Consider the following 24,591-nt stretch of genomic DNA (forward strand, 5'->3'; position numbering starts at 1 on the left):
CCTAGGTCCATGCCGGAACCGAAGCAACCCGTGGGCCGCCCCCGCGACAGCCAGATCGATCACGCCATCACCACCGCGACAAGGGCACTGCTGGCCGAACGCGGGTACGCGAAGCTCACCGTGGACGCGGTCGCGTCCCGGGCCGGGATCGGCAAGGCCGCGATCTACCGGCGGTTCGCGACCAAGCAGGAGATGATCTTCGCGGCCACCGTGCACGACATGGAGGAGCAGCCGCCGCCCGACTCGGGCTCGCTGCGCGGCGACCTGCAGGCCATCGGCGAGGTCATCGCCGCGCAGCTCTCAACTGCGCCTCCCGATGTGCTGCACGGACTCCTGGCCGACATCCACGGCGACAAGACCCTCGGGGCCCGCTTCACGGGGACGTTCATCGAGCGCGAGCGGTTCGTGATCGACACAGTCCTCGCGCGCGCGGTCGAGCGCGGCGAACTGGCCGCGATGCCGGACGCCGCGATCGTCCACGCCCTGCTGCTCGGCCCGATCTTCTACTGGCTGCTCATCCTCATCGGCGACCGCGGCTCCCTGCCCGAACTGGTGCGAACCGCGGTCGGCGCGGTCGCCGACACACTGACCGCTACCTGAGTGCGAACACGCGCCGTCCAGGTACCGCGATGAGCAGCGCCGCGGCGACGAGGACCGCGGCGGCCCACAACGGCCCGGCCGGACCGGCGCCCAGCGCGAGCGCGGCGATGACGGGCCCGCTCGCGGCGCCGACGTTGAGCGCGGCGGTGGCGTAGGAGCCCGCCATAGTCGGCGCGTCCGCCGCTTCGTGGAGGACGCGGGCGATGAGGGTGCTGCCCACCGCGAACGCCAACGCGCCCTGCGTGAACGCGAGCAGGAGCAGCGCCGCGGGGTGCGCGGCCAGGAGGCCGAGCGCGCACCAGCCGATGAGCAGGAGCGGGCCCGCGACGGCGATGACCCGGCCGGGCCGACGGTCCGAGAGACGCCCGGCGACCGTGACGCCGGTGAACGATCCGGCGCCGAAGAGCACCAGCACGACGGGGACCCACAGTGCGTCGAGTCCGGCGGTCCCGGTGACGACCGGCGCGATGTACGTGAACGCGCCGAACGTCGCCGCGTTCACGAGCGCGCCCAGACCCATGACGAGGAGCAGCCGGGGCCCGCGCAGTGCGGCCAGCTCGGTGCGCAGGCGCGGACCGTCCCCCTCGCGGGTGTCGGGGAGTCCCCGAATGAGACCGAGGGCGGCGGGCAGGCAGAGGAACGCGACCGCCCAGAAGGTCGCGCGCCAGCCGAGAAGCGTGCCGAGGAGCGCGCCGCCGGGGACGCCCGCGATGGTGGCGATGGTGATGCCGCCCAAGAGAACGGCGAGGGCCCGGCCCTTCCGGTCGGGTGCAGCGAGCGCAGCGGTCGCGGTGAGGGCGACGGCGAGGAACCCGGCGTTCGCGAACGCCGCGACGACGCGGGTGGCGAGCAGAACCGCGAACTGGTCCGTGACCGCGCCGACGACGTGCGCGGCCGAGAACAGGCCGAGGAACGCGAGGAGGGTCGCGCGCGGGGGCCGGCGTCGGGCGAGGGCGGCGGTGAGCGGGGCGCCTACGGCCATGCCGGCGGCGAAAGCGGTGGTGAGGAGGCCCGCGGTGGCGACGGTGACGCCGAGATCGGCGGCGAGGTCCGGCAGAAGGCCGGCGAGCATGAATTCGGACGTGCCCATGGCGAAGACGGCCAAGGCGAGCAGGTATACGGGAAGCGGCATCGGAAGGCTCCGTGGTGTCGAGCGGTCTGTGTGGACGTCTCGTCACCGCGGCCAGCGGCCCCGGGTCGCGCGGGTGCTAGGGGGCTGGCGGGTGACCGGCAGCCCCTGCCGTGTCCGATTCCGGATTCACCATGTGCGCGACCCTATGCGGGCGGACGGCACGGACGCAACGCATTTCGCCCGGATGTCGGACGTGCGGTCTACGGTGGCGGGATGAGTGAAGACGAATGCTGGTGGGAGCCGCCGCTGGCGGGCACCGAGGAGGCGCACCTCCTGGGGGCGCTGGACCGACTGCGGGCCACGTTCCGCTGGAAGGCCGACGACCTGGACGCGGCGGGACTGAACGCGCGGGTCGGCGCGTCGGCGCTCACGCTGGGCGGGCTGCTGAAGCACCTTGCGCGCGCTGAGGACGTGACGTTCAACTGGAAGCTGCGGGGGCGTGCGCCGGGCCCGGACTGGGACGAGAGCCTGATCGACGAATCCGACCAGTGGGAGTTCACGTCGGCAGCCGAGGACTCGCCGGAGTTCCTCTACGACCTGTGGGACCGGGCGGTGGCGCGCTCGCGCGAGCGACTCGCATCGATCCTCGCGGAGGGCGGTCTCGATCAGCCCGCGCATCTGGAGTGGCCGGGGGTGGGGCACCTGAGCGTGCGCCGCGTCGTGTTCGACATGGTGGAGGAGTACGGCCGCCACACCGGCCACGCCGATCTGCTGCGGGAGGCCGTGGACGGCCGCGTGGGCGAGGACCCGCCGGCGGGCTGGCGCCCGGTGAGCGGAACGGGCGGCGCCTGACCGCCCGAGAACCTTACGGCCCTTCGCCTTGCGCGAACGGGACCCGGCAGCCCGTAGTGGGCGCACCGGCGACCTGACGCCTGGGCGGCTCTCGGGTTCAGCCGGCCGGGAGCTTCGCCGCCCTTCGCAATGCGAATGAGGGACCGACCGATCGGCGCGCCCACAGTTCGCTCGTCCAGTTCCGTGATCCGCCGAACCGGCCGCTTAATCCCTTGCCCACTACTGTCCCCTCGGGAATGCTGACGGCATGAGCGGCAACCCTTCCTGGCCGAACGGCGAGCTCCGGCTCGACCTGCCGGTCTTCCTCGCCCGCTTCGGCCTCGAAGCCCGTGGTGCGGCCGAGCCGCTGCTGGGCGGCGAGGACAACATCAACGCGCGGGTCGCCACCGACCGCGGCGACGTGGTCGTGCGCGAGTACGTGCGCTCCGAACCGGCGAAGGTCCGGGCCGAACTCGCGCTCGTCGCGCACCTTGCGGGCGGCGGATTCCCGACGCCCGCACCGTACACCGCCGACAACGGCGAATCGTTCGCGCTGGTCGCGGGGAAGCCGATCGCGGTGTTCCCCTTCGCCTCCGGGGAGGTCCCGCCCGCGATGACACCGGACCTGGCCGAGCAGCCCGGGGCTCTGCTGGCCCGGATGCACACGGCCACAACGGGTTGGGTTGACGTCCGCATTCCCGTCACCGACCGCGTCGGCCTGCTCGAGACCGCGGCTGCAAGCGATGTCGAGCTCACTGGGGCCGACCAGTGGCGCGGTGCGGTCCGCGACTTCCTCGACCGGCACGCCGATGCCCTGGCGCTCCTCGGCGAGCAGCCGGCGGGACCGCTTCACCACGACCTCCACCGTCAGAACCTCCTAGTCGAAGACGGCCAGGTCACCGCCGTGCTCGACTTCGACGAGCTCAATCACGGGCCCTTGATCATCGATCTCGCGAGGGTCCTGCAGTACGCGGCGCTGGAGCAGCCGGACCGGCGGCTCCCGGCCGCCATCGCGGAGGCCGCGCTCGAGGGCTACCAGAACGTCCGGCCCCTCACTCCGACCGAACTGGAGCTCCTCCCGGTCGCCCTCGATCTCGCGGGGATGTGCGACGCGGCCGGATTCATCATGTGGGCGGCCCCTCACCTGGGGGTCGAGCATGTCGAGGAGTGTCACAGCTGGCTCGGGTACCTCGCCAACCGGGACGCACTGCGCTGAGCACCCGTGACTTTCGGCAGGGGTGGTTCCGGACTTTCGGCAGCGGGCAGCGCTCTCGAAAATCCATAGCCTCGATATATGCACCCGATCGAACCGAGACACCGAACCAGATCCCGCCTCGCCAAAGGCGTCGCCGCCTCCGCGATCGCCTTGGCCGCCTTGACGCTCACGGCCCCGGCGGCCTCCGCCGCCCCCGCGGCCGAGCTCACCCCCGAGGCGATCGACGCGTACATGACGGACCTCCACGAGGCCTCCGGCGTGCCCGGCCTCTCGGTCGTCGTGACCCACGACGACGAGATCGTCCACGCCGCCGGGTACGGCCACGACTCGGACGGCGACGCGATCACCGCGGACAGCCCGTTCCGCGTCGCCTCCGTCTCGAAGTCCTTCACCGCCATGGCCGTCATGATCCTCGCCGAGGAGGGCGCGATCGCCCTTGACGAGCCCGTCGCCGACCAGCTCCCCGGCTTCACCATGGCCGACGAGCGGGCGGACGAGATCACCGTCCGCCACCTCCTCAACCAGACCTCCGGCTTCTCCGACACCACGATCGACGTCGTCGAACTCCAGGACGCGACCTCCCTGGAGGACTACGTCGCCCGCCTCGCCGACGACGCGCTCGCTACCGACCCCGGCACCGACTGGGAGTACGCCAACCCGAACTTCAACGTCGCCGCCCGCCTCGTCGAGGTCGCCAGCGGGCAGACCTTCGAGGCGTTCATGGAGGAGCGCGTGTTCGCGCCGCTGGGCATGGAGCACAGCGCCACCCGCGACGAGACCATCGACCCGGGGCTCGGCTACAACAACCTCTTCGGCCTCTGGATGCCCCGCGGCGCGGGCGTCGACGGGATGCTCGACGACTCCGGCTCGGGCGGGATCATCACCAGCGCCGCCGACATGGGCCGGTGGCTCATCACCCAGCAGGGCCAAGGACCCCAACTGGTCTCCGCGGCGGGCCTCGCCGAGATGCACACGCCCTCGCCGGTCCAGGACTACGGCATGGGCTGGGGCGTCGAACCCGACGGCACGTTCGTGCACTCCGGGAACCTCATGACCTTCAACTCGGTCGAATGGATCGACCCTGAGAGCGGCTACGGCATCGCGGTCCTCACCAACGGCGCCGGGATGGCCGATGTGACCTACACGGCGATGGAAGCCCTGGCCGCCATGGCGAACGGCGAGACGCCCGACGAACCGAAGGGCGACACGCTTGCGCAGATCGCCCTCGCCGCCGTCACCCTGGCCGCGATCGCCCTCGGCGTCATCGGCGTCGTCCGGTCCCGCCGCTGGGCCGAGAAGCGCCGGGGCCGCCCGGCCTGGCGCATCGGGCTCCGCTTCATCCCGGTCCTCCTGCCCGCGGTGCTGTTCCTCTCCTACCCGGCCCTGGTCTCGCTCATCTCGAACGGCCGCACGGTCACCTGGCCCTCGGTCTTCTACTTCGCGCTGCCGCTCACGCTCGCGCTGCTCGTCGCGGGCGCGGCCGGCACGGCGACGGCGATCGCGCGGCTGCTCCGGATCCGATCGGTAGGCTCGGCCGCATGAGAAACGGGGCACTGCTGGCGGTCATCGCGCTGGCCGGACTGGTCGACGGGGTGGCGACGTTCGCGGTGCCGATGTCGCGGCAGGCGCTCCTGGTCCTGGTGGCCGCCGCGGCGTACCTCCACGGCTGGCGGTTGACCGTGCGCTACGGCTGGTGGATCTTGGGGTCGGTCGCGGCCCTGGGAGCCCTGCTCGGGATCGCCACCGACCGGGACCCGTTCACGATCCTGCTCACCTTCGGCTCCTTCGTGGTGCTGCCTTGGCTGATCGGGCGCTTCCGGCGCCAGCAGGCGGACCTGATCGCCGCCACGGCGGATCGGCTCACCCGGCTCGAACGCGAACGCGAACTCGTCGCGGGCCGCGCCCGCGCCCAGGAGCGGGCCCGGATCGCGACCGACATGCACGACTCACTCGGCCACGAACTCGCACTCATCGCACTCCGCGCGGGCGCCTTGGAACTCACTCCGGACCTCTCCGAAGAGAACCGCGAAGCGGCGGCGGCCTTGCGGCGCAACGCGGTCGACGCCACCGACCGGCTCCGACAGACCATCGGGATCCTCCGCGACGGACCGGCCCCGGAGGCCCCGCTCGACGAATCGCTCGAAGCCCTGGTCGAACGCGCGGCCGAAGCCGGCATGCGCATCACCTTGGAGTCCGACGCGGCCCCGCTGCCGCCGCTGGCGGCGAAGACCGTGCACCGGGTGGTGCAGGAAGCGCTGACGAACGCCGCGAGGTACGCGCCTGGCGCGGAGGTGACCGTCGCCGTCGCTGTGGCCGATGCGGTCGCCACCGTGTCAGTGCGCAACAGCGGCAGGCACGCCGAGATCCCCTCGGGGAAAGGCAGCGGACTGGTCGGGCTGGAGCAGCGGGTCCGACTCCTGGGCGGGGCCTTCAGTGCAGGGCCGGTGGACGGCGGCTTCGAAGTGCGCGCCGAGGTGCCGCTGGACCAGACCAAGATCGATGTGACATGGCAGGGGAACCGATGATCCGCGTACTGCTCGCCGACGACGAGGCGATGATCCGGGCCGGAGTCGCGGCCATCCTCGCCACCGATCCGGGCGTCGAGATCGTGGCCGAAGCGGGCGACGGCGCCGAGGCGGTGGAGCTCGCCCGCGCCCACCGCCCCGACGTGGCGCTGCTGGACATCCGCATGCCGAAACTGGACGGCCTGGCCGCCGCCGCCGAACTCCGCAGGACCATGCCGGAGGTCGCGGTCGTCATGCTCACCACCTTCGACGAGGACGCGTATGTGGCCCAAGCGCTCTCGCAGGGGGCGAGCGGGTTCATGCTGAAGGCCGCCGATCCGCGCGAACTCATCATCGGTGTGAAGGCCGTCGCGGACGGCGCGGCCTACCTCTCGCCGAGGATCGCCCAGCGGGTGATCGCGAGGCTGAACAGCGGCAGCCTCGAACGCGCCGCCCCGGCGAGGGAGCGCATCGACGCACTCACGCCGAGGGAGCGGGATGTGCTGACGCTCATCGGAAAGGGGGAGTCCAATCACGACATCGCCAAGCAGCTGCACCTGTCCAGCGGCACTGTGAAAAACCATGTGAGCACGATCCTCACCCGCCTCGGCGTCAAGAACCGGGTCCAAGCGGCGATCACGGCATACGAGGCGGGCCTGGTCGACGACTAGGGGAGGGCCCGAACGTCTTCAGGTCCGTTCGAGCCGCGGGCGGTGCGGACGGAGACGCTTGTCGGGACGCTGATGCCTTCGGATGGTGCTGTTCGCAACTGAGGCGGTGCGAGCGAAACGCGCTCTGCGATGATGCGGACGAATGCACTGAAATCCGCCGATGTTGCTGCGGCGTTGCCGCATCGGTTTACGCCGCCGCAACGGGCGACGCGGTGAACTGTCCTTGTCGGGCCGAATCCCTATCGGCCGCAGTAAAGGATGAGACCTGATGGACAAGTTCAAGAGGATCGCGATGTGGACCGGAATCGTCCTCATCGGAGTGTGCGGCGTCATTCTGCTCGGCGGCGGCAAGATCGTGTCGGGGACGCTGCTGGTCACCACGGCTTTTCTGATGGCGCTGCCGTCCGGGCCGCGCAAGCTCCCTCTCTGGATCGGCATCCCAGTGCTCTGCGGCGTGTTCGCCCTGGTGGCCTGGAACATCTCCACCACCGAGCTTCCGGACACCTCGCACGGCATGGTCATGTGCGGCGATGAGATTTCCGATCTGTACTCGCCGACCGGAATCGAGTTCGTGGACCAGGTCATGTACATCTTCAGCGGATTCCTGGCCCAGGCGGCGCCCTCCTAGGGGCCGACCGGCATCGCCGGGGCTGAGGGCGTTCGCATCAGCGTCGGCAGGCGGTTCGAGAACGGCGGGCGCGGGGATGCGGGGGCGCGGGGGTGCTGGGGCGGAGCGGAGCAGGGGCGGAGCTGCGCAACGGCGCGGGGGCGCTGCGGCGCCCGGATGCTGGGGCGCTGGGGCGCTGGGGTGCGGGTGCGGGGTTGCTGGAGCGCGGGGTTGCTGGAGCGCGGGGATGCGGGGGCGCGGGGGTGAGCAGCGCAACGGCGCAGGGGCGCTGTGGCGCGCGGGGTTGCTGGGGGCGCTGGGGTGCGGGGATGCTGGAGCGCTGGGGTGAGCGGCGTGCAGGGCGAAGCGGCGCTGGAACGCTGGAGCGCAGGGGCGCTGCGGCGCCGGGATCCGGGGCGCTGGGGCGAGCAGCGCAACGGCGTAGGGACGCTGCGGCGTAGGGGCGCTGCGGCGCGGGGTTGCTGGGGCGCAACGGCGCAACGGCGCAACGGCGCAACGGCGCAACGGCGCAACGGCGCAACGGCGCAACGGCGCAACGGCAGGCTAGCCCGCCTCGGCGAGGACGTTCGCGATCATGCGGTGGCCCTGCGCCTCATAGTCTTCCGCGCCGACCACGTGCGCCCAGCAGGCCGTGGCGATCGCCGCTCGGACGCGCTGGCGGAACCAGGCGTCGGGTTCGCGCGGGTCCGCTCCATAACCGGACAGGAACGCCGCCTCCGAGCCGGGATGCCACACGAACTCCTGCACCGCCAGTCGCTCGAAGTCCTCGGCCGCCGGGCGCAGTTCCGCGCGGCCGAAGTCGATCACCCGCAGCACGCCGTCGTCCTGCAGCCAGTTCCGCGTCTGCCAGTCGCCGTGCGTCGGCACCCGGACGACCGTTGGCGCCGGCCAGAACCGGACGAGGGCCCGCAGCCGGTCGGCGGTCGCCGGTTCGACCCGGTTCGGGCCGTCGAGCCACGCCAGCGCCTTCGTGTTCATGCGCGCCTCGTAGTCGGTGTCCTCGACGGCCGACTGGGAGTGGAAGGCGCGCAACAGTTCGCCCGCCTGCACGTATAGGTCGAGGTCCGCTGCCGCCGGGGTGTCCCGGACCAGGGTGCCGGGGAGGTACTCGGTGACGAGGAGTCTCGCGTCGGCATCGGCGTGGAGCATCCTTGCGGCCCTGCCGATCCGGGTCCACGGGCCGGTCCATTCGCGGTGGGCGCGGATCTCCCGCTCAATGTGGTGGTCGCCTGGCCCGCCCGCCTTAACCACTACGAGCCGTCCCTCCGCCTTGGCCCGCAGGACCGTGGTGGCGACCAGGTCCCAGCTCATGTCGGACTCGACGGCGAAGTCGGGGAGCCAGGTTCCGAGGAGTTCGCGCTGGCGCTGGTCGAGGGCGTCGAGTGGGTCGATCATCGATGCGAGCTTAAGGCTTGCGCAGGCCTGGGAGGCGCCATGGTCGCTGCGGTGGGTTCGTGAGTGTCGCGGATTGCTTGGGGCGCACGGGCCGCCGCAACCTGGTCGATGTTCGGCGGAGCGTGCGAGCGTTGAGTCCGAGCGGCGGCCGCCGTCTTGCGGCCGCGCCGCCTACGTCGATGCGGTCGCTACGGTCGCCTTCGGGTTCGGGTTCGGGTTCGGGTTCGGGTTCGGGTTCGGGTTCGGGTTCGGGTTCGGGTTCGGGTTCGGGTTCGGGTTCGGGTTCGGGTTCGGGTTCGGGTTCGGGTTCGGGTCGATTATCTGCAATGCAACGTCTAGCGGCCGAGCGGCGAACCTCGAGGAGATCGAGCGCGTCACCTGGTGAAATCCGCGGCGCGGACCGAGGTCGCACTGCGCTGCTAGCATCGCCGGGATCGCGGGAGGCCTCGCGAAGCCGGTCGACCCCCTGCAAGGAGGACCTGTGAGCGACGCCTATTCGCCTGTGCCGGAACTGAATCTGCTCAAGGCGTTCGCCGACCGGCTCGGTCCGGTCTGGTACTCGGACGGGTTCGAGCTGCGCGAGTACGGGGCGGACGCGGGCCTCGAGACCTGGTCGGAGGAGCCCGAGTTCCTGGGCCGGCTCGTCCCGTTCGCGAATGCCAACGGCTCCGGCTCGAACTACGCGTTCTGGCGGTGCGACGACCGATCCGACCTGTCCGGGCTGCCGATCGCGTTCATCGGCGACGAGGGCGACCTCTACATCGTCGCGCGGAATCTACTGGAGTTGTTCCAGCTCCTCGCGATCGACGACGAGGCGCTGGAACCGGAGTTCGTCGAGCGGCACAGCGAGGCCCACGAGGAGTACGTCGCCTGGCTGGAGCAGACCTACGGCCTGCGGCCCCCGGTGGACCGCGAAGCGCTCCGCGCCGCGGTGAAGCCGGACGACGATCGGTTTCAGGCTTGGCTCGCGCAGATGGGCATCGGCTGACCGGTCGGTACGGGTCCGGTCTTCATAGGCTCGCAGGCAGTCCCTCCCGGATCGAGGGGATCGCGGGCGCCCAGGCGAGCTCGCGTTTGGCCTTGGCGTTGGAGAGCCGGATGCGGGTGTCGACCATCAGCGAGTGGAGGTACGGCAGGGCCCTGAGCGCGGCGGTGGGAAGGGTGCGCGGGGTCGGTGCGCCGGCGACCCGCGCGATGGTGCGGAGGTAGTCGTCGAAGTCGACCGGTTCGTCGTCGGCGATGTTGTACGCCTGTCCCGCGCGGCCGCGTTCGAGTGCGGCGACGACCGCTGAGGCGGCGTCGTGGAGGTGGATCGGCGCGATGGTGCCCGCGCCGCGGATCGCCGGCAGTCGGCGCCGGCGGGCCAGCGCGAACAGCTTGCGGGTCGCGGGTTCGGGCCCGTAGAACATGCCGTACCGCAGGGCGATGCCGCCGCGGCCGAGGACCTGTTCCTCGTTGGCGCGCATCGCCCGCATGTGCCGGTCGATGCCGCGGTGCCCGGTGGGTTCAGCGAAGGGCCGGTCTTCGGTGACCGGTTCGGCGCCGTGGTCGCGGTAGCCGTAGCCGAGGAAGAACGACTGGGTGACGACGCGCCGCGCCCCGGTCTCGGCGGCGGCGCGCAGCAGATTCGCGGTGCCGTGCTCGCGCAGGTCGTCGGTGGCGTACAGGGACCGGTGGAAGAGCGGCGTGCCGGTGATCGCGGTGGCCTGGTGGACCACTGCGTCGGTGCGTACGCCGTCGAGGGCGCGGAGCAGGGCGTCCGCGTCCATAAGGTCGGCGAGGACGGGCTGTATGCCGTTGGCGGCCAGTCGTTCCGCTCCGGCGGTTGAGCGGGTCAGGCCGAGCACGTCGTGCCCGGCCGCGTGGAGTTGCGTCACGAGGGCGGTGCCGATGGCGCCGGTCGCTCCGGCGACGAGGACCTTCATTTCGCGGCCTTGGCGGCCGGGCGGCGCCGCAGTGCGCGGAGCCTGATCACGAGGCCGACCGCGCCGACCGCCGAGAGCGCCAACAGCATCCACGGGTCCGAGGCGTTGCCGCCCATGTGCAGGTCGATGGCGTGGTTGAGGGCGTGGAAGGTGTTGGTGAAGACGAAGCCCGCCAGCACGACGGCGACGGCGTCGCGCCACAGCAGCGTCCAGAGCATCATCAGGCCGATGCCCATCTGGAACGTGCCCGCGTCGTGCAGGAAGTGGATGTGGTTGGGCCAGTTCGCCCATGCGGCGAAGCCCGCCGGGTCGAACCAGGCCCAGACGCCGGTGGCCAGCATGGACAGTGCGGCGATTACCACGGCGGTGTTGATGGCGAGTCGGGTGCTCATGGTCTTCCTCCTTAGGGAGACGAACCGTATCGTGTCATCAACTTACGCCGGGAATTCCGATCCGTCAACACGAACCGGTTCGTCTCCCCGTGGGATAGGCTGGCGCCCATGCCCGCACAGCGAACCCCCGATCCGAACCGGCGCAATCCGGAGTCGACCAAGGCGATCCTCGAAGCCGCGCTCACGCTCGCCCGCGACCAGGGCTGGTCCAAGGTCAGCATCGAGGGCATCGCCGCGCAGGCCGGCGTCGGCAAGCGGACGATCTACCGCTGGTGGCCCTCGAAGGGCGCGGTCGTCCTCGACGCCTACGCCGCCCGGCTCCAGGACCGGCCCTATATGAGCGCGGGCGAGGCCCAGGACGGGGAGCTGCGCGAGGACCTCGTGCGCGTGCTCGGGGAGACCTGGGACATGGTCAGCGACTCGCTCCCGCTGCTCGCCTCGCTCATCGGCGAGGCCCAGCACGACCCGGACCTGGGCGAGCGGCTCTGGGAGCGGCTCATCGGGCCCTCCAGCCTGCCCGTGCAGGCCAGGATCGAACGCGCGCAGGCGAACGGCGAGATCGCGGGCGGCGCCGACCCGTTCCGCGCCGCCGAGCTCATCTACGGCCAGATCTACCTGCGCCTGCTCGTCACCCCGAAACCGATCGACGCGGCCTTCCTCGAGAACTGCGTCGACCTGGCGCTGCACGGATTGCGCAGCCGCGCCTGATCCGCGGTACCGCAATCCGGTTGCCCTGGGAGGGGACGCGGTCATAGCCTGCGGTGATGTGGAAACCGAAGATCGAAGCCGCGCTCGTGCGGGAGCAGGTGGCCGCCCTGATCGGTCCGGTCACGGCGTGGGAGGCCATCACCGAGGGCGAGAACTCGCAGGCTTACGGCGTCACCGCCGGCGGCCGTGAGCTGGTCGTCCGCGTGAACCTCCGCCGCGAGGGCTTCGACCTGGACGCGTGGGCGGGCGGACTCCGCCTCGGCCAGGGCGTCGCGGTACCCGAGGTGATCGCGATCGAAGCGATCGATGACGCATGGTGCTGCGCGAGCACTCGGCTGCCGGGCACCCGGCTCAGCGACCTCGACATGCCGGCGGCTGAAGCCGCAGCTCCGGCCGTTGCCGATGCGCTGCACCGCATCAGCGACACGCCGCTCGGTGGCGCGGAAGGCTACGGCAGCATCGATCCCGCGACGGGCAACGGCAGCAGCCCTTCCTGGGCGAGGGCCGTCGCGTGGGGCGTGCCGGAATCCTGGGCCGCACTCGACGGAGCCGAACGCGAATTCCTGGAGGGCCTGGCGGCGGCGACGCTCGCCGAGGTCGAGGCGCTGCCGGACTTCGCGCACCTCGTGCACGGCGATTCGAGCGCGGACAATCTGGTCGTCGCCGAGGACGGCACCATCGGCGTGATCGACTGGGAGGGCGCGATGATCGGCGACCCGCTCTGGGACACGGCCTACCAGCTGTTCTGGAGCCGCGCCTGGCCGGTCATGCGCCCGCAGGCCCGCGCGGCCACCGCGGCCGAGTTCGCGCCCGACGCCCTGCAACGCCTGCGCTGCTACATGCTCGTCACCGGCCTGCGGTCGGCGTCGTTCTACCTCACCGGCGCACGCGGGCCCGCACTCGACCTGATGATCGACCAGCTCCGGGCGATTCCCGAAGCGCCCCAATCGATCGCGGAACTCCTGCCCGCAGAACGCTAACAGCGGCTCCCGCTCGGTGCCCCGGTGATCGCCCACGCCCGGCAGGTCGGGTTCGTCTGCGGGCCCGGGGGTCTCGTCGAAGCACCGGTCCGGAAGGCCGCTGCGGTACGGGCGGTCGCCGCGGGGCCATCGTGCGGCCACTCGTCTTTCGGCAGCTCGGGCTCGCCCGCGAGGTGCTGCACACCGGCAGGTCGCGAACCAGGTGGACAAGGGACAGTACGCTTCCGGCGCATGAGCGACACCACCGTGACCTTGCAGCACGCCGACCGCGAGGACGCCCCCGCGCAGCGGCGGCCCTGGTACCGGCGGCGGTGGCTGCGGGTCCTGTCGTGGCTCGGCACCGCTGGCGTGGTCGCGTACGCGGCGGTCCGCCTCTTCGGTCTCGAGAGCGGCTTCCTGCTGGTCACGACCGTGGCGTTCGTGCCCTACTTCGTGATCGCCGCCCTCGTCGGCACCGGGATCCAAGCGGCCGTGCGCCACTGGCTCGCCGCGGGCGTCACCGCGGCCATGGCCGTCGCGCTCGCGATCGTGCTGGTGCCCAGGGCCGTCAGTGACGACCAGCCCGCCGCGAGCGGCGCCGAGCTCACCGTCATGTCCGTCAACCTGTACGTGGGCAACGCGAACTTCGACTACATCATGGAACTGGTCGAGGAGCACCAGCCCGACCTGCTCAGCGTCCAGGAGCTGACCCCCGGCTCCCCCGACGCGTTCACTGAGCGCGGCCTCGACGAGCTCATGCCGTACTCGATCCTCGAACCGGACGGCCTCGCGGTCGGCACCGGCCTGTACTCGCGGTACCCGCTCGAGCGCATCGACACCGTCGGGCGCGACGCGATCTTCTACCAGATCGCCGCCGAGGTCGACCTGCCCGAAGGCACCGACATCCGCTTCATGGCCGCCCACCCCGCCGCGCCCGCCTCCGCCGAGCGCATCCCCCTGTGGGAAGAGGACTACGAGCAGCTGCCGCGCCCTGACGGCGGCCTGCCGTGGGTGCTCGCCGGGGACTTCAACGCCACCCTCGACCACCAGAACATGCGCGAACTCCTCGACTCCGGGTACACCGACGCCGCCGAGGCCACTGGGGAAGGGCTCGACACGACCTGGCAGCCCACCGGCGGCTACCTCAACGGCCTCATCAAGATCCCGGCCGTCACCCTCGATCACGTCATCGCCGAGGAGGGCATCGAGGTGCTCGACTGGGAGGTCCTGGAGAAGGCCGGCAGCGACCACGCCCCCGTGGTCGCCCGCCTGCGGCTCCCCTGACCCGAAGTCTTTTTCGCGCTTGCGATGAATCCCGGCGGGCCGCCTCGTCATAGTGGTTGGAAGCAACAAGCGTTCACTACTGAAAGGGCGGCAACATGCGCCAGCTCATCGTCACCGCGTTCGTCTCCCTCGACGGCGTCATGGAAGCCCCCGGCGGCGAGGCCGGCTACCGCAACAGCGGCTGGACCTTCAAGGACATCGAGTTCCTGCCCGAGGCCTACGAGCTCAAGGAGCGCGAGCAGGCGGAGGCCGGGGCGCTGCTCCTGGGCCGGAAGTCGTACGAGGCGTTCGCGCCCGTGTGGCCGACCATGGTCGAGGAGTTCGCCGGCTACAACGCGATGCCCCGGTACGTCGTGTCCACGACCCTGCAGGAGCAGGACGAGCGCTGGCCCGCCACGATCCTCCGCTCGCTCGACGACGTGGCCGCGCTGAAGGAGACCGAAGGCGGCCCGATCTCGGTGCACGGCAGCGCCACTCTCGGGCAGAACCTGGCCGACGCCGGGCTGGTCGACCGCTACCACCTGCTGGTCTTCCCCAAGCTCCTCGGCGCGGGCAAGCGCCTGTTCAGCGAGACGGACAAGGACGCCCAGGTCCTCGACCTGGTCGAGCACGAGGTGTACAAGAACGGCATCCAGAAGCAGGTCTTCGACGTCGTCAAGTAGGGCGCTGTGAAGTAGCTCCGCAGCGTCGCGCATCGGGCCGGAAGCGATTCCGGCCCGCAATGCTGCCCGGGGTCAGTCGTCGATGCGGTGGTCCTTCGGGAGCGTCAACCGCGCGCTCGGCAGGGCGGCGCCGCTGATCTCCGCGGTGCGGCGCTCACCGTCGGGGACGAAGCCGTACCGCGTGTAGAAGCGGCGGCTCCGGTCGTTGCCCTCCAACTCCCACACCCGGATCGGCAGGAGCCCCTGCTCGGTGAGCCAGCGTTCGCCCTCGCGCAGGAGGGCGCGGCCCGCGCCGCGGCTCCAGTGGTCCGGGTGGACGTAGATCATCTTCACCTCGCCGGGGACGCCGGGTTCGGCGTCCTCCTCGGTCGCTTCGGTTCGGTCCCAGGTGAAGACGGCGAAGCCAATGACGTACGGGCCCTTCTCGGCCACGAGCGTCAGTTCGAGGTCGGGATGCTCGGCGAGGTGGCGCACGTAGCGTTCGGAGGCCTCTTCAGGGAGCCCAGCGAGCACTGCGGCGTCGACCAGACCGGCGTAGGCCGCGCGCCATGCGGCGGTGCGGATTTGAACCATCTCATCGGCGTCTGCGGGGGTTGCCGTTCGGATCCTCATGTCTACCAACCGTGCCCGAAGGTCCACAAGAAAGCAACCATTGACGCGCGGTGAATTGCCGGAGCAACCCGTCTGTGCAAGAAGTGTCTAGTCGACCGGTGACTCCAGGAGCCGCAGAGTGCGCGCGGTGGCGTCGACCTCGGCCAGCGTGCCGATCGGCATGGGCAGGTTCGGACCGGTGTGTCCGAAGTCGACTCGCCCGAGGATCGGGAAGTCGTAGTCGCCCAAGACGTCGAGTACGACGTCTTTCACCGTGACCGGTCCGAACGGCGCCTCGGCGGGGAGCTCCACGTCGAGGGGGATGCCGACGACCATCGCGCCGACCCGGTCGAAGACGCCCTGCATGCGCAGCACGTGGAGCTGGTTCCAGACATGGCCCAGGTTGCGGCCCACGTCCTCCCAGAAGAACAGCGCGCCGTCCCAGGTCGCCGGGTCGAGCGCGTACGGCGAGGCCTGGACGTTGATGAGGCGGTCGAGCAGGCCCCCGACGAGGCGGCCTGTCGCCCGGCCCGGCTTCCATGTCTCCCAGGGGTTGTCGGCCGGAAAGTCGGTCTCGGCGAGTCCGCCGGTGAGGAGGCCGCGGTAGAGGTCCCGCAGCGCCGTGCGCCGGGCGGGGGCCGCGTCCTGCCAGGACCCGCCGAGCCCGGGCCCGAGGAGGTCCGCGTGGAACCCGATGAGGCCGGTCTGCGAGTGCAGCGCCAGGTGCAGGGCGGTGATGTCGCTGTACCCGAGCAGCGGCTTGGGGTCGCGGCGGACCGCCTCGTAGTCGATCCGGTCGAGGTAGCTCGAGGTGGCGTTCCCGCCGGTGAACGCGATGATCGCCCGCACCTCCGGGTCGCGCAGGAGGACGTTGAGCTCGGCGGCCAGCACGTCGGACGGGGCGGCCCGCCAGAAGTGGTGCCGCCCGGACTCGACCAGTTCGCTGCGGCGGACGCGGAACCCCATGCCCTCGAGCTCGGCGACGCCCGCTTCGAGCTGCTGCCGACGCTCAGGAAGCACCGGTCCGGACAGGGCCGCGATCGCGACGGTGTCGCCGGGCTGCAGGCGCTTGGGGCGCAAGGGTTCCATGTGGTCACCTTCGTGGGGACGGGAGCGGGGCCGCTCACAGCCTACGGCTGGGGCGGCCCCGGTGCAAATACCTGGGTGCAAGCGCTATCGGAGCGCGAGCTCGGGCTCCGGGACTGCCTCGATGCTCGCAGCGGCCGGGGCCGCGCTGCGGGCCTTCCGGACCGTGAGGGCGATCCCGGCGGTCGCGACGAGGATCGAGGCCGCGAAACCGGCGAGCGTCGCCGCGTCAGGTGCGATGAACGACTGGCCGCGCACCGCCTGCACCACCGTCGTGACGAAGATTCCCAGGTAGCCGAGCGAGAGCCAGCGGACGATCGCGGCGCGGACCCGCTCGTCGCGCATCCAGGCGCGGCGGACGGCCATGAAGCCGAGAAGCATCGCGACGCCGATGAGGACCTGGATGCCGTGCAGGCCGATGAAGTGGGGGACGCGCATGTCGCCGCCCGTGGTGGACCAGCCGGTGAGGAACATGCCGTTGCCGTCGAGGTCGCCCACGCCGTGGCCGGCGTTGAGCACGACCTCGTCGCCGTTGGCGTCCACCGCGGTGCGCTCGCCCTGGCCGCCCACGGTGACGATGAAGAACGCGGCGAACATGCCCAGGCTCGACAGGAGCAGGCCCCAGCGGACGACCGCCGTGACGGCCTTGTCGCCGATGCGCTGGAACAGCACGATCACCGCGATCACCAGGTTCGCCAGGAACATGACCGGCACGAACTGGAACGCGAGCTGCACGACCTGGTTGAACGGGTCCTCGGAGGCGTTGAAGTGGCTGTAGGTGCCCGCGGCGGCGGCCGCGACGATCACGCCGACCTCGGCCGCGCTGATCACGGCGAAGAGGGTGCCGAAGGCCCAGCCGGTGCGGCGCAGCTTCGTCATGTGGGAGAGCAGCCAGGCGAGGCTCAGGCAGTAGGTGAAGAAGGAGAAGCCGAACTTGAAGGCCTTGAGCCACACGCTCTCGCCCTGGATCGTGCGGTCGTCGAACGGGATCGCGAGCAGGGAGGCGAGGGCGATGACGCCGCACGCGATGCCGAGGACGACGAGCGGGCGGTGCCAGCGGCGCCCGCCTTCGGTGAGGGCGAGACCGGACGCGGCGGCCGTCGCGGTGACGCCGTCGATGGTGCTTCCAACGACAGAGCTGCGAACGGCAGTGCCGCGGTCGTTCGCGGCGGCGGAGCGGCGGTGGCGGGCGGCGGGGCGGGGCGGCGTGGCCAGCGGGGTCTGGTTCATGCCTACGACGCTATTGCGGTTCGCGTTGCCGCACATTGCCGTTGACCGCCCAATAAAGGGTGGGGCCTGCCTTACCCCCGCCGCTACGCTGCGGCGATGGGAATCGTGTACGTAGTGCAGCACGGCGAGAAGGAGCGGGCCCCGGGTGATCCGGGCTTGACGGCGCGGGGTCGGGAGCAGGCGGCGCTGGCGGCCGAGTGGCTGCGGGGCAAGGGGTTGCGGGCGGTGTACGCGAGTCCGCTGCTGCGGGCGCGGCAGACCGCCGAGGCGGTCGCGGCGGTTGCGGGCCTGCCGGTGCGCATCGACGCGCGGGTGGCGGAGCGGATGAACTGGGACGGGAGTGTGCCGTTCGAACGGTTCGCGGCGGACTGGGCGCGGGCGAGCGCGGACCGGGACTTCGTTCCGGCCGTGGGCGATTCGTCGCGGGCGGCCGGGGCGCGATTCGTTGAGTTCTTGGAGGAGATCGGTCGGGACGGGGGCGGATCGGCCGGGCCGGTTGCGGTGGCCTGCCATGGCGGCGTCACGGTGGATCTGCTGCGGACGCTGATCGGGGACGAGGCGGTGCCGGAAATGATCATGTCGGACGGGGTGCCTTCGGGGGCGATCACGACGCTCGACGGGCTGCGGCCGATCGCGATCACCGAGACAGGGCATCTGGCGGGCCTGGAGACCGGACACCGGCCGGGGTGAGGGCGGTTCGCCGGTGCTTTGCCGGTGCCGGCGTCAGACCATCCACTAGCCCCCACCCACCACTAGAGGGGAAGAAAAGGTCAGGCCTCGATCGTGGCGGTCGGGTCCGACAAGAATCGGGCCGATTCCGGCCCCGCGCTCGAAATGTCACCCGATAGGCGGAGCCGGGGCGAAGTCGTTTCGCAATCGGCGAGGCCGGACCGAGGTCGCTTCGAAATCAGCGAGGCCGGGGCGTTTTGCGCATGCGAGACAAGAGGAGAGCGCGGTTCGCGACAGGCGAGTCCGCCGGGGCGGAACGGCATTTCCGGGGCTCACGGAGTGTCCACTGCGATCATGTTTCGCCTCCCGCAGCAGGGAATGCTAGACGAAGTGCGCGTGAACGCTTGCGCGTTCATCAAGCTGTAACGAGGATGTGACGCATGAGCTCTAACCTCAGTCGCATATTGGACTCAGTGGATCCGTTCATCGGCACCGAACCGGCCGATCTGCCCGCGGCGCAGGGACTGGCCGCCAGTTGGTGGTGGCCGAAGGCCCAGGTCGGGAACACCCACCCGGGCGCGTGCCATCCGCTCGGCATGGTCTCCGCCTGCGCCTGCTCCGGCGCCTACCCCACCGGATACGGCCGCTACGGCATGTCCACCGAGGGAGCCCCCGCCCCGCTCTACGACGACTACCTCGCCAGCGGCTTCACCCACTTCCAGCAGTCCGGAACGGGCGCGATCCGCAAGTACTACAACTACTTCCGCGTCACCCCGATGATCGAGCCGCTCGACGCCCTCGGCACCCGCTGGAAGCTCCAGGACGAGTCGGCCGAGCCCGGCTACTACGCCGCGACCCTTGAGAACGGGATCCGCTGCGAGCTCACGGTGGGCGAGAAGACCGCCGTGCACCGGTACACGTTCCCCGAGGCGTCCTCGGCCCGCGTCGTCCTCGACTTCTCTTACGGCGGCCTCGCGATCGAGCACGGCACGACGGTGCCGCTGCGGGCCGGTCTCGAGAGCCTCGGGCAAGGGGCCGCGCAGGGGACCGTGGTCATGGAGGGCATCCCGCTCTCGGTCTACATCGACTCGGACACGCCCAAGTCGTGGCGCCAGCTGGTCTGGTACGACCGCCGCCGCGTGGACGGCGGCACCCGCCTGGACTTCGACTACATCCGCCGCACCACGCTGCGCCCCTTCGGCCTCATGTTCATGGGCCCGGCCCGGGCCGGCACCACGATCGAGATCCGCATGGGCTTCTCGATGCGCGGCACCGGGCAGGCCCGGAGCAACCTCGAGCAGGCCCTGCCCGGCGGCTTCGAGCACGGCTTCGACCGCGTTCGCGCGCAGACCCACGACGCCTGGAGCGGGTACGCCTCGCAGGTCGAGGTGGACGGCGGCACGCCCGAGCGGCGGACCGTGTTCGCCACCAGCGTCTACCACTCGCTGATCAAGCCGTGCTTCGCCGAGGACGAGAGCCCGTTCTGGCCTTCCAAGGGGCCCTTCGTGTTCGACATCGCGACGATGTGGGACATGTACAAGACGCAGTTCCCGCTGCTCACCGCCCTCGACCCGGCGAAGGGCGCGCTGATGCTCGAGTCGCTCGTGCGCATCGCCGAGGAGGAGGGGAACCTCCCGATCGGGTACCGGATGGCGCGCGGCTCGGACCGGTTCTTCCGCCAGGCCTCGGCCCTCGCCCACACCGTGCTCGCCGACGGCTACCAGCTGGGACTCGAAGGCCTGGAATGGGACTGGGCGCTCGTCCACATGCAGGACGACCTGCGGCGCGGCTACGGCGAGGACTTCGCCGACCGCGGCATCGCGCACCCGGTGAGCCATACGCTCGACCTCGCGACCGGGTACTGGTGCACGGCGATCGTCGCGCGGGGCCTCGGCGACCACCGGCTCGCGGACGAGCTCGAGGCGAAGTCCCGGGCGTGGACGAACGCGTTCGGCGGCGACGGGCTCCTGCGCGACTCGAGCTTCTACGAGGGCGGGCGCTGGAACTACTCGTTCCGGCTCCTGCACGACATGGCCGCCCGGATCAAGCTCGCGGGCGGCGACAAGGAGTTCACGGCCGTCCTCGACCGGTTCTTCGGGTACGGCGCCGGACCGGTGACGCAGCTGGGGGTGCCGCCGTTCGGCCCGGAGTTCGCGATCGGCCAGGACCTCAACCGCTTCGAGGGCCTCAACAACGAGCCGGACATGGAGGCCCCCTGGGCCTACCACTACGCCGGGCGGCCCGACCGGACCGCCGAGATCGTGCACGCCGCGCTCTCGTACCAGTTCGGGACCGGCCGCGGCGGCCTCCCGGGCAACGACGACTCCGGGGCGCTCTCGTCCTGGTACGTGTGGGCCTCGCTGGGGCTGTTCCCGGTCGCGGGCCAGAACCTGTTCCTGGTCAACGCGCCCGCGTTCGGGGGCGCGAGCCTCCGCTTCGGCGGCAACGACTTCGAGCTCGTGACCACCGGTCACGTCGAGTCCGGCATCGGCGAGGACGCCGCCGGCTCCTCGGTGCAGTACGTCCAGGCGGCCCGCTTCAACGGGAAACCGCTGGACTACGGGTTCCTCACCGGCAACCAGCTGCACGGCGGCGGGCGGCTGGAGATCGAGCTCGGGCCCGAACCTTCCGACTGGGCGACGAAGACGCGCCCGCCGTCCGCCTCCGACCGGCCCGACCCCGCTCGGGGCGGCGGGGCCCGACTCCAGGAGTTCTCACCGTGATCCAGCAGCCCCGCGGCCCGCAGCACGGCCGGACCGACCAGTTCCCGCGCGACGACCACTCCATGCCGGAGGACCGGCCGCGGCGGCGCCTGGTCATCGTGGTCCGCGCCGACCCGGTCATCTGCGGCCACGCCACCGAGGCGCGCGGCCTCGCCGAGGTCGCCCTCACCCGCGGCTTCGACGACGTGCGCATCGTGACGTGGCCGATCGAGGCGCTGCAGGCGGCGGGGCTGCCGCTGAAACCGCTCGACGAACTCCTGCCGTACTCGCCGGGGATCACCGTGGAGCGGCCCGGGCCCGTGGGGGACTACCGGGTCCCGACCGGCCGGCACCTGCTCGGCCTGGCCGGGCGGCTGTTCGAGCTGTTCACCGACGGGGTGCCGACGGTGTGCATGTCGATGTACCTGACGCCGCATGCGAACGCGGTCGCCGAGGCGCTGCGGTCGGTGCGCGCCTCGGGGCTGGACGCGGACGTCACGACGATCGCGGAGGCCGTGGGCTCGGACATCACGAACGTAGTCCGCTCCTGCATCAGCGAGGGCGCGGTCGGGGCGGCGGCGTCCCTGTTCACGGCCTACCTGGCGCACGACCGGGTCGTGGCCGTCTCGGCGTACACGCGCGACCTCATCCTCGAGTCGGCCGCGCAGGTCGACCTGGCGTGCGGGACCCGGTTCGCCGAGGAAGTGACTGCACGCGTGGAGGTCTCGTACCCGGCGATCGACGCGAGCGCGTACCTCGACCTCGACCGGTCCGCTGTGGACGAAGCTTTGGCGGCGCGCGGCCTGGCCCGCAACGGCTATCTGCTCTTCCTCTCCCGCGTTGCCGCCGCGAAGGGCGCGGACGACCTCATCGCCGCCTACCGGGCGTCGGCGGCGTCCCGCACGCACCGGCTCGTCATCGCCGGGAACGGCCCCGCGCACGCCGAGACCCGGGCGCTCGCGGGGGACGACCCGCGCATCCTCTTCCTCACCGACGTCGCGGACGAGGAGAAGCCGCTGCTCATGAACGGCTGCGCCGCTTACGCACTGCCGTCGAAGCCGCGCCCGGAGTTCGTCGAGACCTTCGGCATCGCGCTCGTGGAGAAGATGCTCGCCGGCGGCGGGCCCGTGATCACCACCCGCACCGGCGGCATCCCGGAAGCGGTGGGGGACACCGCGATCGAGGTCCCGCACTCGGACCCGGCGGCGCTCGCGGCCGCGATCGACCGGGCGCTCGCCATGAGCCCGGCCGAACGGGAGGCCGCGGCCGAGCGGGCCCGGGCGTACGCGATGCGCTTCGACCGCACGGCGGTCTTCGACAACCTCTTCGCCGGGCTTCTCGACGACCCGGCGTCCCTGCCGGTCGAAGCCCACGTCACCATCAGCTAACCCTTGACCTGCGATAACGCCGCCGTCCCGAAGTTTCGCAAAAAATCTTCGGAACCGGGGCAACCTTCGGGGCGCCCGCGGCAACCTCATGACGGTGCGGCAACCCGGCTCCGTCGCACCCACTAACCACAACCAGGGGAGGGCGCCATGTCCTCACCGCATAGCAAGCAGCGCAAGGCCCGAGCGGCGATCGCGGCAGCGGTCGCCGCCGCGGCGCGCAAGGCTCGGCCCGCGGGCGCACGCCGTCCGTCGGGCTCGTGACGACCGGATCGACCGCGATCGGCGCGGCACGATCCACCTTTCTCGGCCGCACGCGGCTGGGGGAAAGGCCTTTCCTGCCATGGACGGTGCTTTCCACAACCGGACAGGGCGCGAGCACCGGGGGTGCTCGCGCCCGCCGGCCTGCCGTTCACCACTGCTGAAGGCAAGGGCGCCATGGTGAAATTGCTAGACTCTCCGCCTCCCCGTATTCGACCCGCGACCGGAGGCCCCCCGTTGGACGTCCCCGCCCGGCTGGAAGAAGACGCTTTCCGCGCCTTCTTCGAGCGGCACCACGCTGAGCTGGCGCGCTTCGCGTGGCTGCTCATCGGCGAGAGCGGGGCGGCCGAGGACATCGCGGCGGACGCCATGCTCGCGGTGTGGCGGCAATGGGACCAGGCCCGGCGCGCGCGGTCGCAGATCGCGTACGCGCGCGGCATCGTCGCCAACCTCGCCAAGAGCCGCATCCGCGCGGCCGTGCGCGAGCGGCGCCGCAACACACTCTTCTGGCAGCGGCCCGGCGAGACGCACGACGGCCCCGACACGGCGGCGGTCGTGGACGTGCGGGCGGCACTGGAGCGGCTGCCGCTGCGGCGGCGCGCCTGCGTCGTCCTGCGGCACTCCCTGGAACTCTCCGAACGCGAGACCGCCGACGCGCTCGGCATCTCGATCGGCACGGTCAAGAGCCAGACCTCGAAGGGCCTGGCCGAACTGCGGCGCATCCTCGGACCCCAGGAGGGATCGGCCTGGGCTTCGATGAGGAAGGGGGAGCAGCGGTGAACGACGATGTGAACGACCGGCTCCGGGTGACCGCGGAGGAGTACGAACCGGACCGCGACCGGATGTGGACGCGCGTGTCCGAGGGCATGCGCGAACCCCGCGTGCGGGCCGAGACCGTGCGCACCGGCTGGCGGATTCCGCAGCTGGGGCTGGCGACCGGTGCGGCGCTGGCGCTCATCGGCGTGATCGTGTTCTTCGGGCAGTTCCTGGGTTTCGGCCCGGTGGTCGGCCCGACCCCAGAGCCTCCTGCGGCCGGACCCGGCACCCGGTCCGCTGAGGCGACGGACCCCGCGAGCAGCGGCGACGCCGCCACCGGCGGCGAGGAGACGAGCGCGGACGATAGCGGCGGCGACGAGCCGGACGGCAGCCAATCCGAGGACGGCGCGTCCGAGGGCGCGTCGAGCCCGGAGATCCCCGAGGGGCCCGCCTGGCTGTGGACGGACGGTTCACTCAACCCCGACAGCGATGAGGAGTTCTGGTCGCAGCTGGACCTGAAGGTGCGCAGCGAGGAGCCGCTCACGGAGCTGAACGTGGAGCTGCGGGTGGCCGAGGGCGCGGGCGTGGAGTCGACCGGGGCGTGGACCACGGGCGACACCTGGTTCAACGCGGCGGTGGTGACCAGGGAGGACGGCTTCCTGGTGTACCGCTGGAGCCTGAAGGACGACGCGGTACTCCCGGCCGGCGAGTACACGCTCGCGGGCCAGTTCAACCACAACGCGGGCACGCGCAGCGTGGACGAGGACCGGTTCACCTTCGAGGCCGAGACCGAGGGCGGCGAGGCCGGCGCGAGCGAAGGCGACTTCAAATGACGGGCGCGCCGCGGCGCTGAAAGGCTCCGCTGCTGAAAGACTCCGCCGCTCGACGCGGCGACCCCAGGGCGAGAACGGGGACCGGGCCGATGGCCCGGTCCCCGTTCCGCGAATATGAAAGGGGTGCGGTCCCGAAATATCCGCATAAATCCCCCCTAAGGGACCCCTGGCGCAAAAGTACTCCGCGGGTACGACAGGAAACGCCCGAGCGTCCGATACCGGCCAGGATTG

25 protein-coding genes are annotated in these 24,591 nt (G+C 71.2%); 17 read left to right on the top strand and 8 right to left on the bottom strand.

Annotation, left to right across the window (positions count from 1 at the left end; all coding sequences use genetic code 11):
- Nucleotides 1-9: 9 nt before the first annotated feature.
- Complete coding sequence (locus tag O2L52_RS15390; protein ID WP_270116559.1) at nt 10-600, top strand: TetR/AcrR family transcriptional regulator; 591 nt, start codon at nt 10-12, stop codon at nt 598-600.
- Here the strand turns inward: O2L52_RS15390 and O2L52_RS15395 are convergent.
- Entirely contained in the window at nt 593-1,732 is a 1,140-nt protein-coding gene (locus O2L52_RS15395; protein ID WP_270116561.1) for a Cmx/CmrA family chloramphenicol efflux MFS transporter, read from the bottom strand. The genes O2L52_RS15390 and O2L52_RS15395 overlap by 8 nt on opposite strands.
- A gap of 213 nt (nt 1,733-1,945) precedes the next feature.
- Between O2L52_RS15395 and O2L52_RS15400 the strand changes: the two genes are divergently transcribed.
- The 6 genes from O2L52_RS15400 to O2L52_RS15425 all read left to right on the top strand — a co-directional run bounded on the left by O2L52_RS15400 (nt 1,946) and on the right by O2L52_RS15425 (nt 7,522).
- Nucleotides 1,946-2,524 (top strand): mycothiol transferase, encoded by a 579-nt coding sequence (locus O2L52_RS15400; RefSeq protein ID WP_270116562.1) that lies wholly within the window; start codon nt 1,946-1,948, stop codon nt 2,522-2,524.
- Nucleotides 2,525-2,771: 247 nt separating this feature from the next.
- Entirely contained in the window at nt 2,772-3,719 is a 948-nt protein-coding gene (locus O2L52_RS15405; RefSeq protein WP_270116564.1) for a phosphotransferase, read from the top strand.
- Between the two features lie 78 nt (nt 3,720-3,797).
- Complete coding sequence (locus tag O2L52_RS15410; RefSeq protein ID WP_270116566.1) at nt 3,798-5,261, top strand: serine hydrolase domain-containing protein; 1,464 nt, start codon at nt 3,798-3,800, stop codon at nt 5,259-5,261.
- Nucleotides 5,258-6,244 (top strand): sensor histidine kinase, encoded by a 987-nt coding sequence (locus O2L52_RS15415; protein WP_270116567.1) that lies wholly within the window; start codon nt 5,258-5,260, stop codon nt 6,242-6,244. The genes O2L52_RS15410 and O2L52_RS15415 overlap by 4 nt, the downstream gene beginning before the upstream one ends.
- Nucleotides 6,241-6,894, top strand: coding sequence for a response regulator (locus O2L52_RS15420; RefSeq protein ID WP_270116568.1), 654 nt, complete (start codon nt 6,241-6,243; stop codon nt 6,892-6,894). Before O2L52_RS15415 ends, O2L52_RS15420 begins: the two co-directional genes overlap by 4 nt.
- Before the next feature lie 268 nt (nt 6,895-7,162).
- Complete coding sequence (locus O2L52_RS15425; RefSeq protein ID WP_270116570.1) at nt 7,163-7,522, top strand: hypothetical protein; 360 nt, start codon at nt 7,163-7,165, stop codon at nt 7,520-7,522.
- A gap of 543 nt (nt 7,523-8,065) precedes the next feature.
- On the opposite strand, the gene O2L52_RS15430 is transcribed toward O2L52_RS15425, so the two are convergent.
- Entirely contained in the window at nt 8,066-8,917 is an 852-nt protein-coding gene (locus tag O2L52_RS15430; protein ID WP_270116571.1) for a phosphotransferase family protein, read from the bottom strand.
- A 171-nt stretch (nt 8,918-9,088) separates the two neighbouring features.
- Nucleotides 9,089-9,244: a hypothetical protein gene (locus tag O2L52_RS15435; protein WP_270116573.1), complete on the bottom strand. Its 156-nt coding sequence runs from the start codon at nt 9,242-9,244 to the stop codon at nt 9,089-9,091.
- 154 nt (nt 9,245-9,398) lie between these two features.
- On the opposite strand from O2L52_RS15435, the gene O2L52_RS15440 reads away from it, so the two are divergent.
- On the top strand, nt 9,399-9,905 hold the full coding sequence (locus O2L52_RS15440) for a hypothetical protein (protein WP_270116575.1): 507 nt from the start codon (nt 9,399-9,401) through the stop codon (nt 9,903-9,905).
- A gap of 22 nt (nt 9,906-9,927) precedes the next feature.
- On the opposite strand, the gene O2L52_RS15445 is transcribed toward O2L52_RS15440, so the two are convergent.
- Together O2L52_RS15445 and O2L52_RS15450 are read right to left on the bottom strand one after the other, a co-directional pair.
- Nucleotides 9,928-10,842 carry an NAD-dependent epimerase/dehydratase family protein gene (locus tag O2L52_RS15445; protein WP_270116577.1) on the bottom strand — a complete coding sequence of 305 codons (915 nt, stop codon included), beginning with the start codon at nt 10,840-10,842 and terminating at the stop codon, nt 9,928-9,930.
- A complete protein-coding gene (locus O2L52_RS15450; protein ID WP_270116578.1) occupies nt 10,839-11,234 on the bottom strand; it encodes a hypothetical protein in 396 nt (131 codons plus the stop codon). The genes O2L52_RS15445 and O2L52_RS15450 overlap by 4 nt, the downstream gene beginning before the upstream one ends.
- A 108-nt stretch (nt 11,235-11,342) precedes the next feature.
- Between O2L52_RS15450 and O2L52_RS15455 the strand changes: the two genes are divergently transcribed.
- The 4 genes from O2L52_RS15455 to O2L52_RS15470 all read left to right on the top strand — a co-directional run bounded on the left by O2L52_RS15455 (nt 11,343) and on the right by O2L52_RS15470 (nt 14,847).
- On the top strand, nt 11,343-11,942 hold the full coding sequence (locus tag O2L52_RS15455; RefSeq protein WP_270116580.1) for a TetR/AcrR family transcriptional regulator: 600 nt from the start codon (nt 11,343-11,345) through the stop codon (nt 11,940-11,942).
- A gap of 56 nt (nt 11,943-11,998) precedes the next feature.
- Nucleotides 11,999-12,922, top strand: coding sequence for a phosphotransferase family protein (locus tag O2L52_RS15460; RefSeq protein WP_270116581.1), 924 nt, complete (start codon nt 11,999-12,001; stop codon nt 12,920-12,922).
- A gap of 231 nt (nt 12,923-13,153) precedes the next feature.
- On the top strand, nt 13,154-14,185 hold the full coding sequence (locus tag O2L52_RS15465) for an endonuclease/exonuclease/phosphatase family protein (RefSeq protein WP_270116583.1): 1,032 nt from the start codon (nt 13,154-13,156) through the stop codon (nt 14,183-14,185).
- Between the two features lie 95 nt (nt 14,186-14,280).
- The gene (locus O2L52_RS15470; RefSeq protein WP_270116584.1) at nt 14,281-14,847 is read left to right on the top strand and encodes a dihydrofolate reductase family protein; all 567 of its coding nucleotides are present in this window, start codon (nt 14,281-14,283) and stop codon (nt 14,845-14,847) included.
- 72 nt (nt 14,848-14,919) lie between these two features.
- On the opposite strand, the gene O2L52_RS15475 is transcribed toward O2L52_RS15470, so the two are convergent.
- The 3 genes from O2L52_RS15475 to O2L52_RS15485 all read right to left on the bottom strand — a co-directional run bounded on the left by O2L52_RS15475 (nt 14,920) and on the right by O2L52_RS15485 (nt 17,754).
- Nucleotides 14,920-15,459: a GNAT family N-acetyltransferase gene (locus O2L52_RS15475; RefSeq protein WP_270116587.1), complete on the bottom strand. Its 540-nt coding sequence runs from the start codon at nt 15,457-15,459 to the stop codon at nt 14,920-14,922.
- Between the two features lie 87 nt (nt 15,460-15,546).
- Complete coding sequence (locus O2L52_RS15480) at nt 15,547-16,527, bottom strand: S66 peptidase family protein (RefSeq protein ID WP_270116589.1); 981 nt, start codon at nt 16,525-16,527, stop codon at nt 15,547-15,549.
- Between the two features lie 84 nt (nt 16,528-16,611).
- Nucleotides 16,612-17,754 carry a hypothetical protein gene (locus tag O2L52_RS15485; RefSeq protein ID WP_270116590.1) on the bottom strand — a complete coding sequence of 381 codons (1,143 nt, stop codon included), beginning with the start codon at nt 17,752-17,754 and terminating at the stop codon, nt 16,612-16,614.
- Between the two features lie 96 nt (nt 17,755-17,850).
- Between O2L52_RS15485 and O2L52_RS15490 the strand changes: the two genes are divergently transcribed.
- The 5 genes from O2L52_RS15490 to O2L52_RS15510 all read left to right on the top strand — a co-directional run bounded on the left by O2L52_RS15490 (nt 17,851) and on the right by O2L52_RS15510 (nt 24,360).
- On the top strand, nt 17,851-18,444 hold the full coding sequence (locus tag O2L52_RS15490; protein ID WP_270116592.1) for a histidine phosphatase family protein: 594 nt from the start codon (nt 17,851-17,853) through the stop codon (nt 18,442-18,444).
- A gap of 419 nt (nt 18,445-18,863) precedes the next feature.
- Nucleotides 18,864-21,146 carry a glycoside hydrolase domain-containing protein gene (locus tag O2L52_RS15495; RefSeq protein ID WP_344471633.1) on the top strand — a complete coding sequence of 761 codons (2,283 nt, stop codon included), beginning with the start codon at nt 18,864-18,866 and terminating at the stop codon, nt 21,144-21,146.
- Nucleotides 21,147-21,208: 62 nt separating this feature from the next.
- Nucleotides 21,209-22,513: a glycosyltransferase gene (locus O2L52_RS15500; RefSeq protein ID WP_344471720.1), complete on the top strand. Its 1,305-nt coding sequence runs from the start codon at nt 21,209-21,211 to the stop codon at nt 22,511-22,513.
- A gap of 495 nt (nt 22,514-23,008) precedes the next feature.
- Complete coding sequence (locus tag O2L52_RS15505) at nt 23,009-23,551, top strand: SigE family RNA polymerase sigma factor (protein WP_270116596.1); 543 nt, start codon at nt 23,009-23,011, stop codon at nt 23,549-23,551.
- Complete coding sequence (locus tag O2L52_RS15510) at nt 23,548-24,360, top strand: hypothetical protein (protein ID WP_270116597.1); 813 nt, start codon at nt 23,548-23,550, stop codon at nt 24,358-24,360. Before O2L52_RS15505 ends, O2L52_RS15510 begins: the two co-directional genes overlap by 4 nt.
- Nucleotides 24,361-24,591: the final 231 nt, after the last annotated feature.

The sequence above is a fragment of the Glycomyces algeriensis genome (assembly GCF_027622855.1).
In the GTDB taxonomy this organism is placed as follows: domain Bacteria; phylum Actinomycetota; class Actinomycetes; order Mycobacteriales; family Micromonosporaceae; genus Glycomyces; species Glycomyces algeriensis.

Excerpts from the sequence above, each read along its gene's own strand:
- O2L52_RS15415 (WP_270116567.1), top strand. The coding sequence starts at position 5,258 with ATGAGAAACGGGGCACTGCTGGCGGTCATCGCGCTGGCCGGACTGGTC.
- O2L52_RS15420 (WP_270116568.1), top strand. The coding sequence starts at position 6,241 with ATGATCCGCGTACTGCTCGCCGACGACGAGGCGATGATCCGGGCCGGA.
- O2L52_RS15430 (WP_270116571.1), bottom strand. The coding sequence starts at position 8,917 with ATGATCGACCCACTCGACGCCCTCGACCAGCGCCAGCGCGAACTCCTC.
- O2L52_RS15445 (WP_270116577.1), bottom strand. The coding sequence starts at position 10,842 with ATGAAGGTCCTCGTCGCCGGAGCGACCGGCGCCATCGGCACCGCCCTC.
- O2L52_RS15475 (WP_270116587.1), bottom strand. The coding sequence starts at position 15,459 with ATGAGGATCCGAACGGCAACCCCCGCAGACGCCGATGAGATGGTTCAA.
- O2L52_RS15455 (WP_270116580.1), top strand. The coding sequence starts at position 11,343 with ATGCCCGCACAGCGAACCCCCGATCCGAACCGGCGCAATCCGGAGTCG.
- O2L52_RS15490 (WP_270116592.1), top strand. The coding sequence starts at position 17,851 with ATGGGAATCGTGTACGTAGTGCAGCACGGCGAGAAGGAGCGGGCCCCG.
- O2L52_RS15480 (WP_270116589.1), bottom strand. The coding sequence starts at position 16,527 with ATGGAACCCTTGCGCCCCAAGCGCCTGCAGCCCGGCGACACCGTCGCG.
- O2L52_RS15465 (WP_270116583.1), top strand. The coding sequence starts at position 13,154 with ATGAGCGACACCACCGTGACCTTGCAGCACGCCGACCGCGAGGACGCC.
- O2L52_RS15405 (WP_270116564.1), top strand. The coding sequence starts at position 2,772 with ATGAGCGGCAACCCTTCCTGGCCGAACGGCGAGCTCCGGCTCGACCTG.
- O2L52_RS15450 (WP_270116578.1), bottom strand. The coding sequence starts at position 11,234 with ATGAGCACCCGACTCGCCATCAACACCGCCGTGGTAATCGCCGCACTG.
- O2L52_RS15485 (WP_270116590.1), bottom strand. The coding sequence starts at position 17,754 with ATGAACCAGACCCCGCTGGCCACGCCGCCCCGCCCCGCCGCCCGCCAC.
- O2L52_RS15460 (WP_270116581.1), top strand. The coding sequence starts at position 11,999 with ATGTGGAAACCGAAGATCGAAGCCGCGCTCGTGCGGGAGCAGGTGGCC.
- O2L52_RS15500 (WP_344471720.1), top strand. The coding sequence starts at position 21,209 with ATGCCGGAGGACCGGCCGCGGCGGCGCCTGGTCATCGTGGTCCGCGCC.
- O2L52_RS15470 (WP_270116584.1), top strand. The coding sequence starts at position 14,281 with ATGCGCCAGCTCATCGTCACCGCGTTCGTCTCCCTCGACGGCGTCATG.
- O2L52_RS15495 (WP_344471633.1), top strand. The coding sequence starts at position 18,864 with ATGAGCTCTAACCTCAGTCGCATATTGGACTCAGTGGATCCGTTCATC.
- O2L52_RS15410 (WP_270116566.1), top strand. The coding sequence starts at position 3,798 with ATGCACCCGATCGAACCGAGACACCGAACCAGATCCCGCCTCGCCAAA.
- O2L52_RS15390 (WP_270116559.1), top strand. The coding sequence starts at position 10 with ATGCCGGAACCGAAGCAACCCGTGGGCCGCCCCCGCGACAGCCAGATC.
- O2L52_RS15425 (WP_270116570.1), top strand. The coding sequence starts at position 7,163 with ATGGACAAGTTCAAGAGGATCGCGATGTGGACCGGAATCGTCCTCATC.
- O2L52_RS15400 (WP_270116562.1), top strand. The coding sequence starts at position 1,946 with ATGAGTGAAGACGAATGCTGGTGGGAGCCGCCGCTGGCGGGCACCGAG.
- O2L52_RS15395 (WP_270116561.1), bottom strand. The coding sequence starts at position 1,732 with ATGCCGCTTCCCGTATACCTGCTCGCCTTGGCCGTCTTCGCCATGGGC.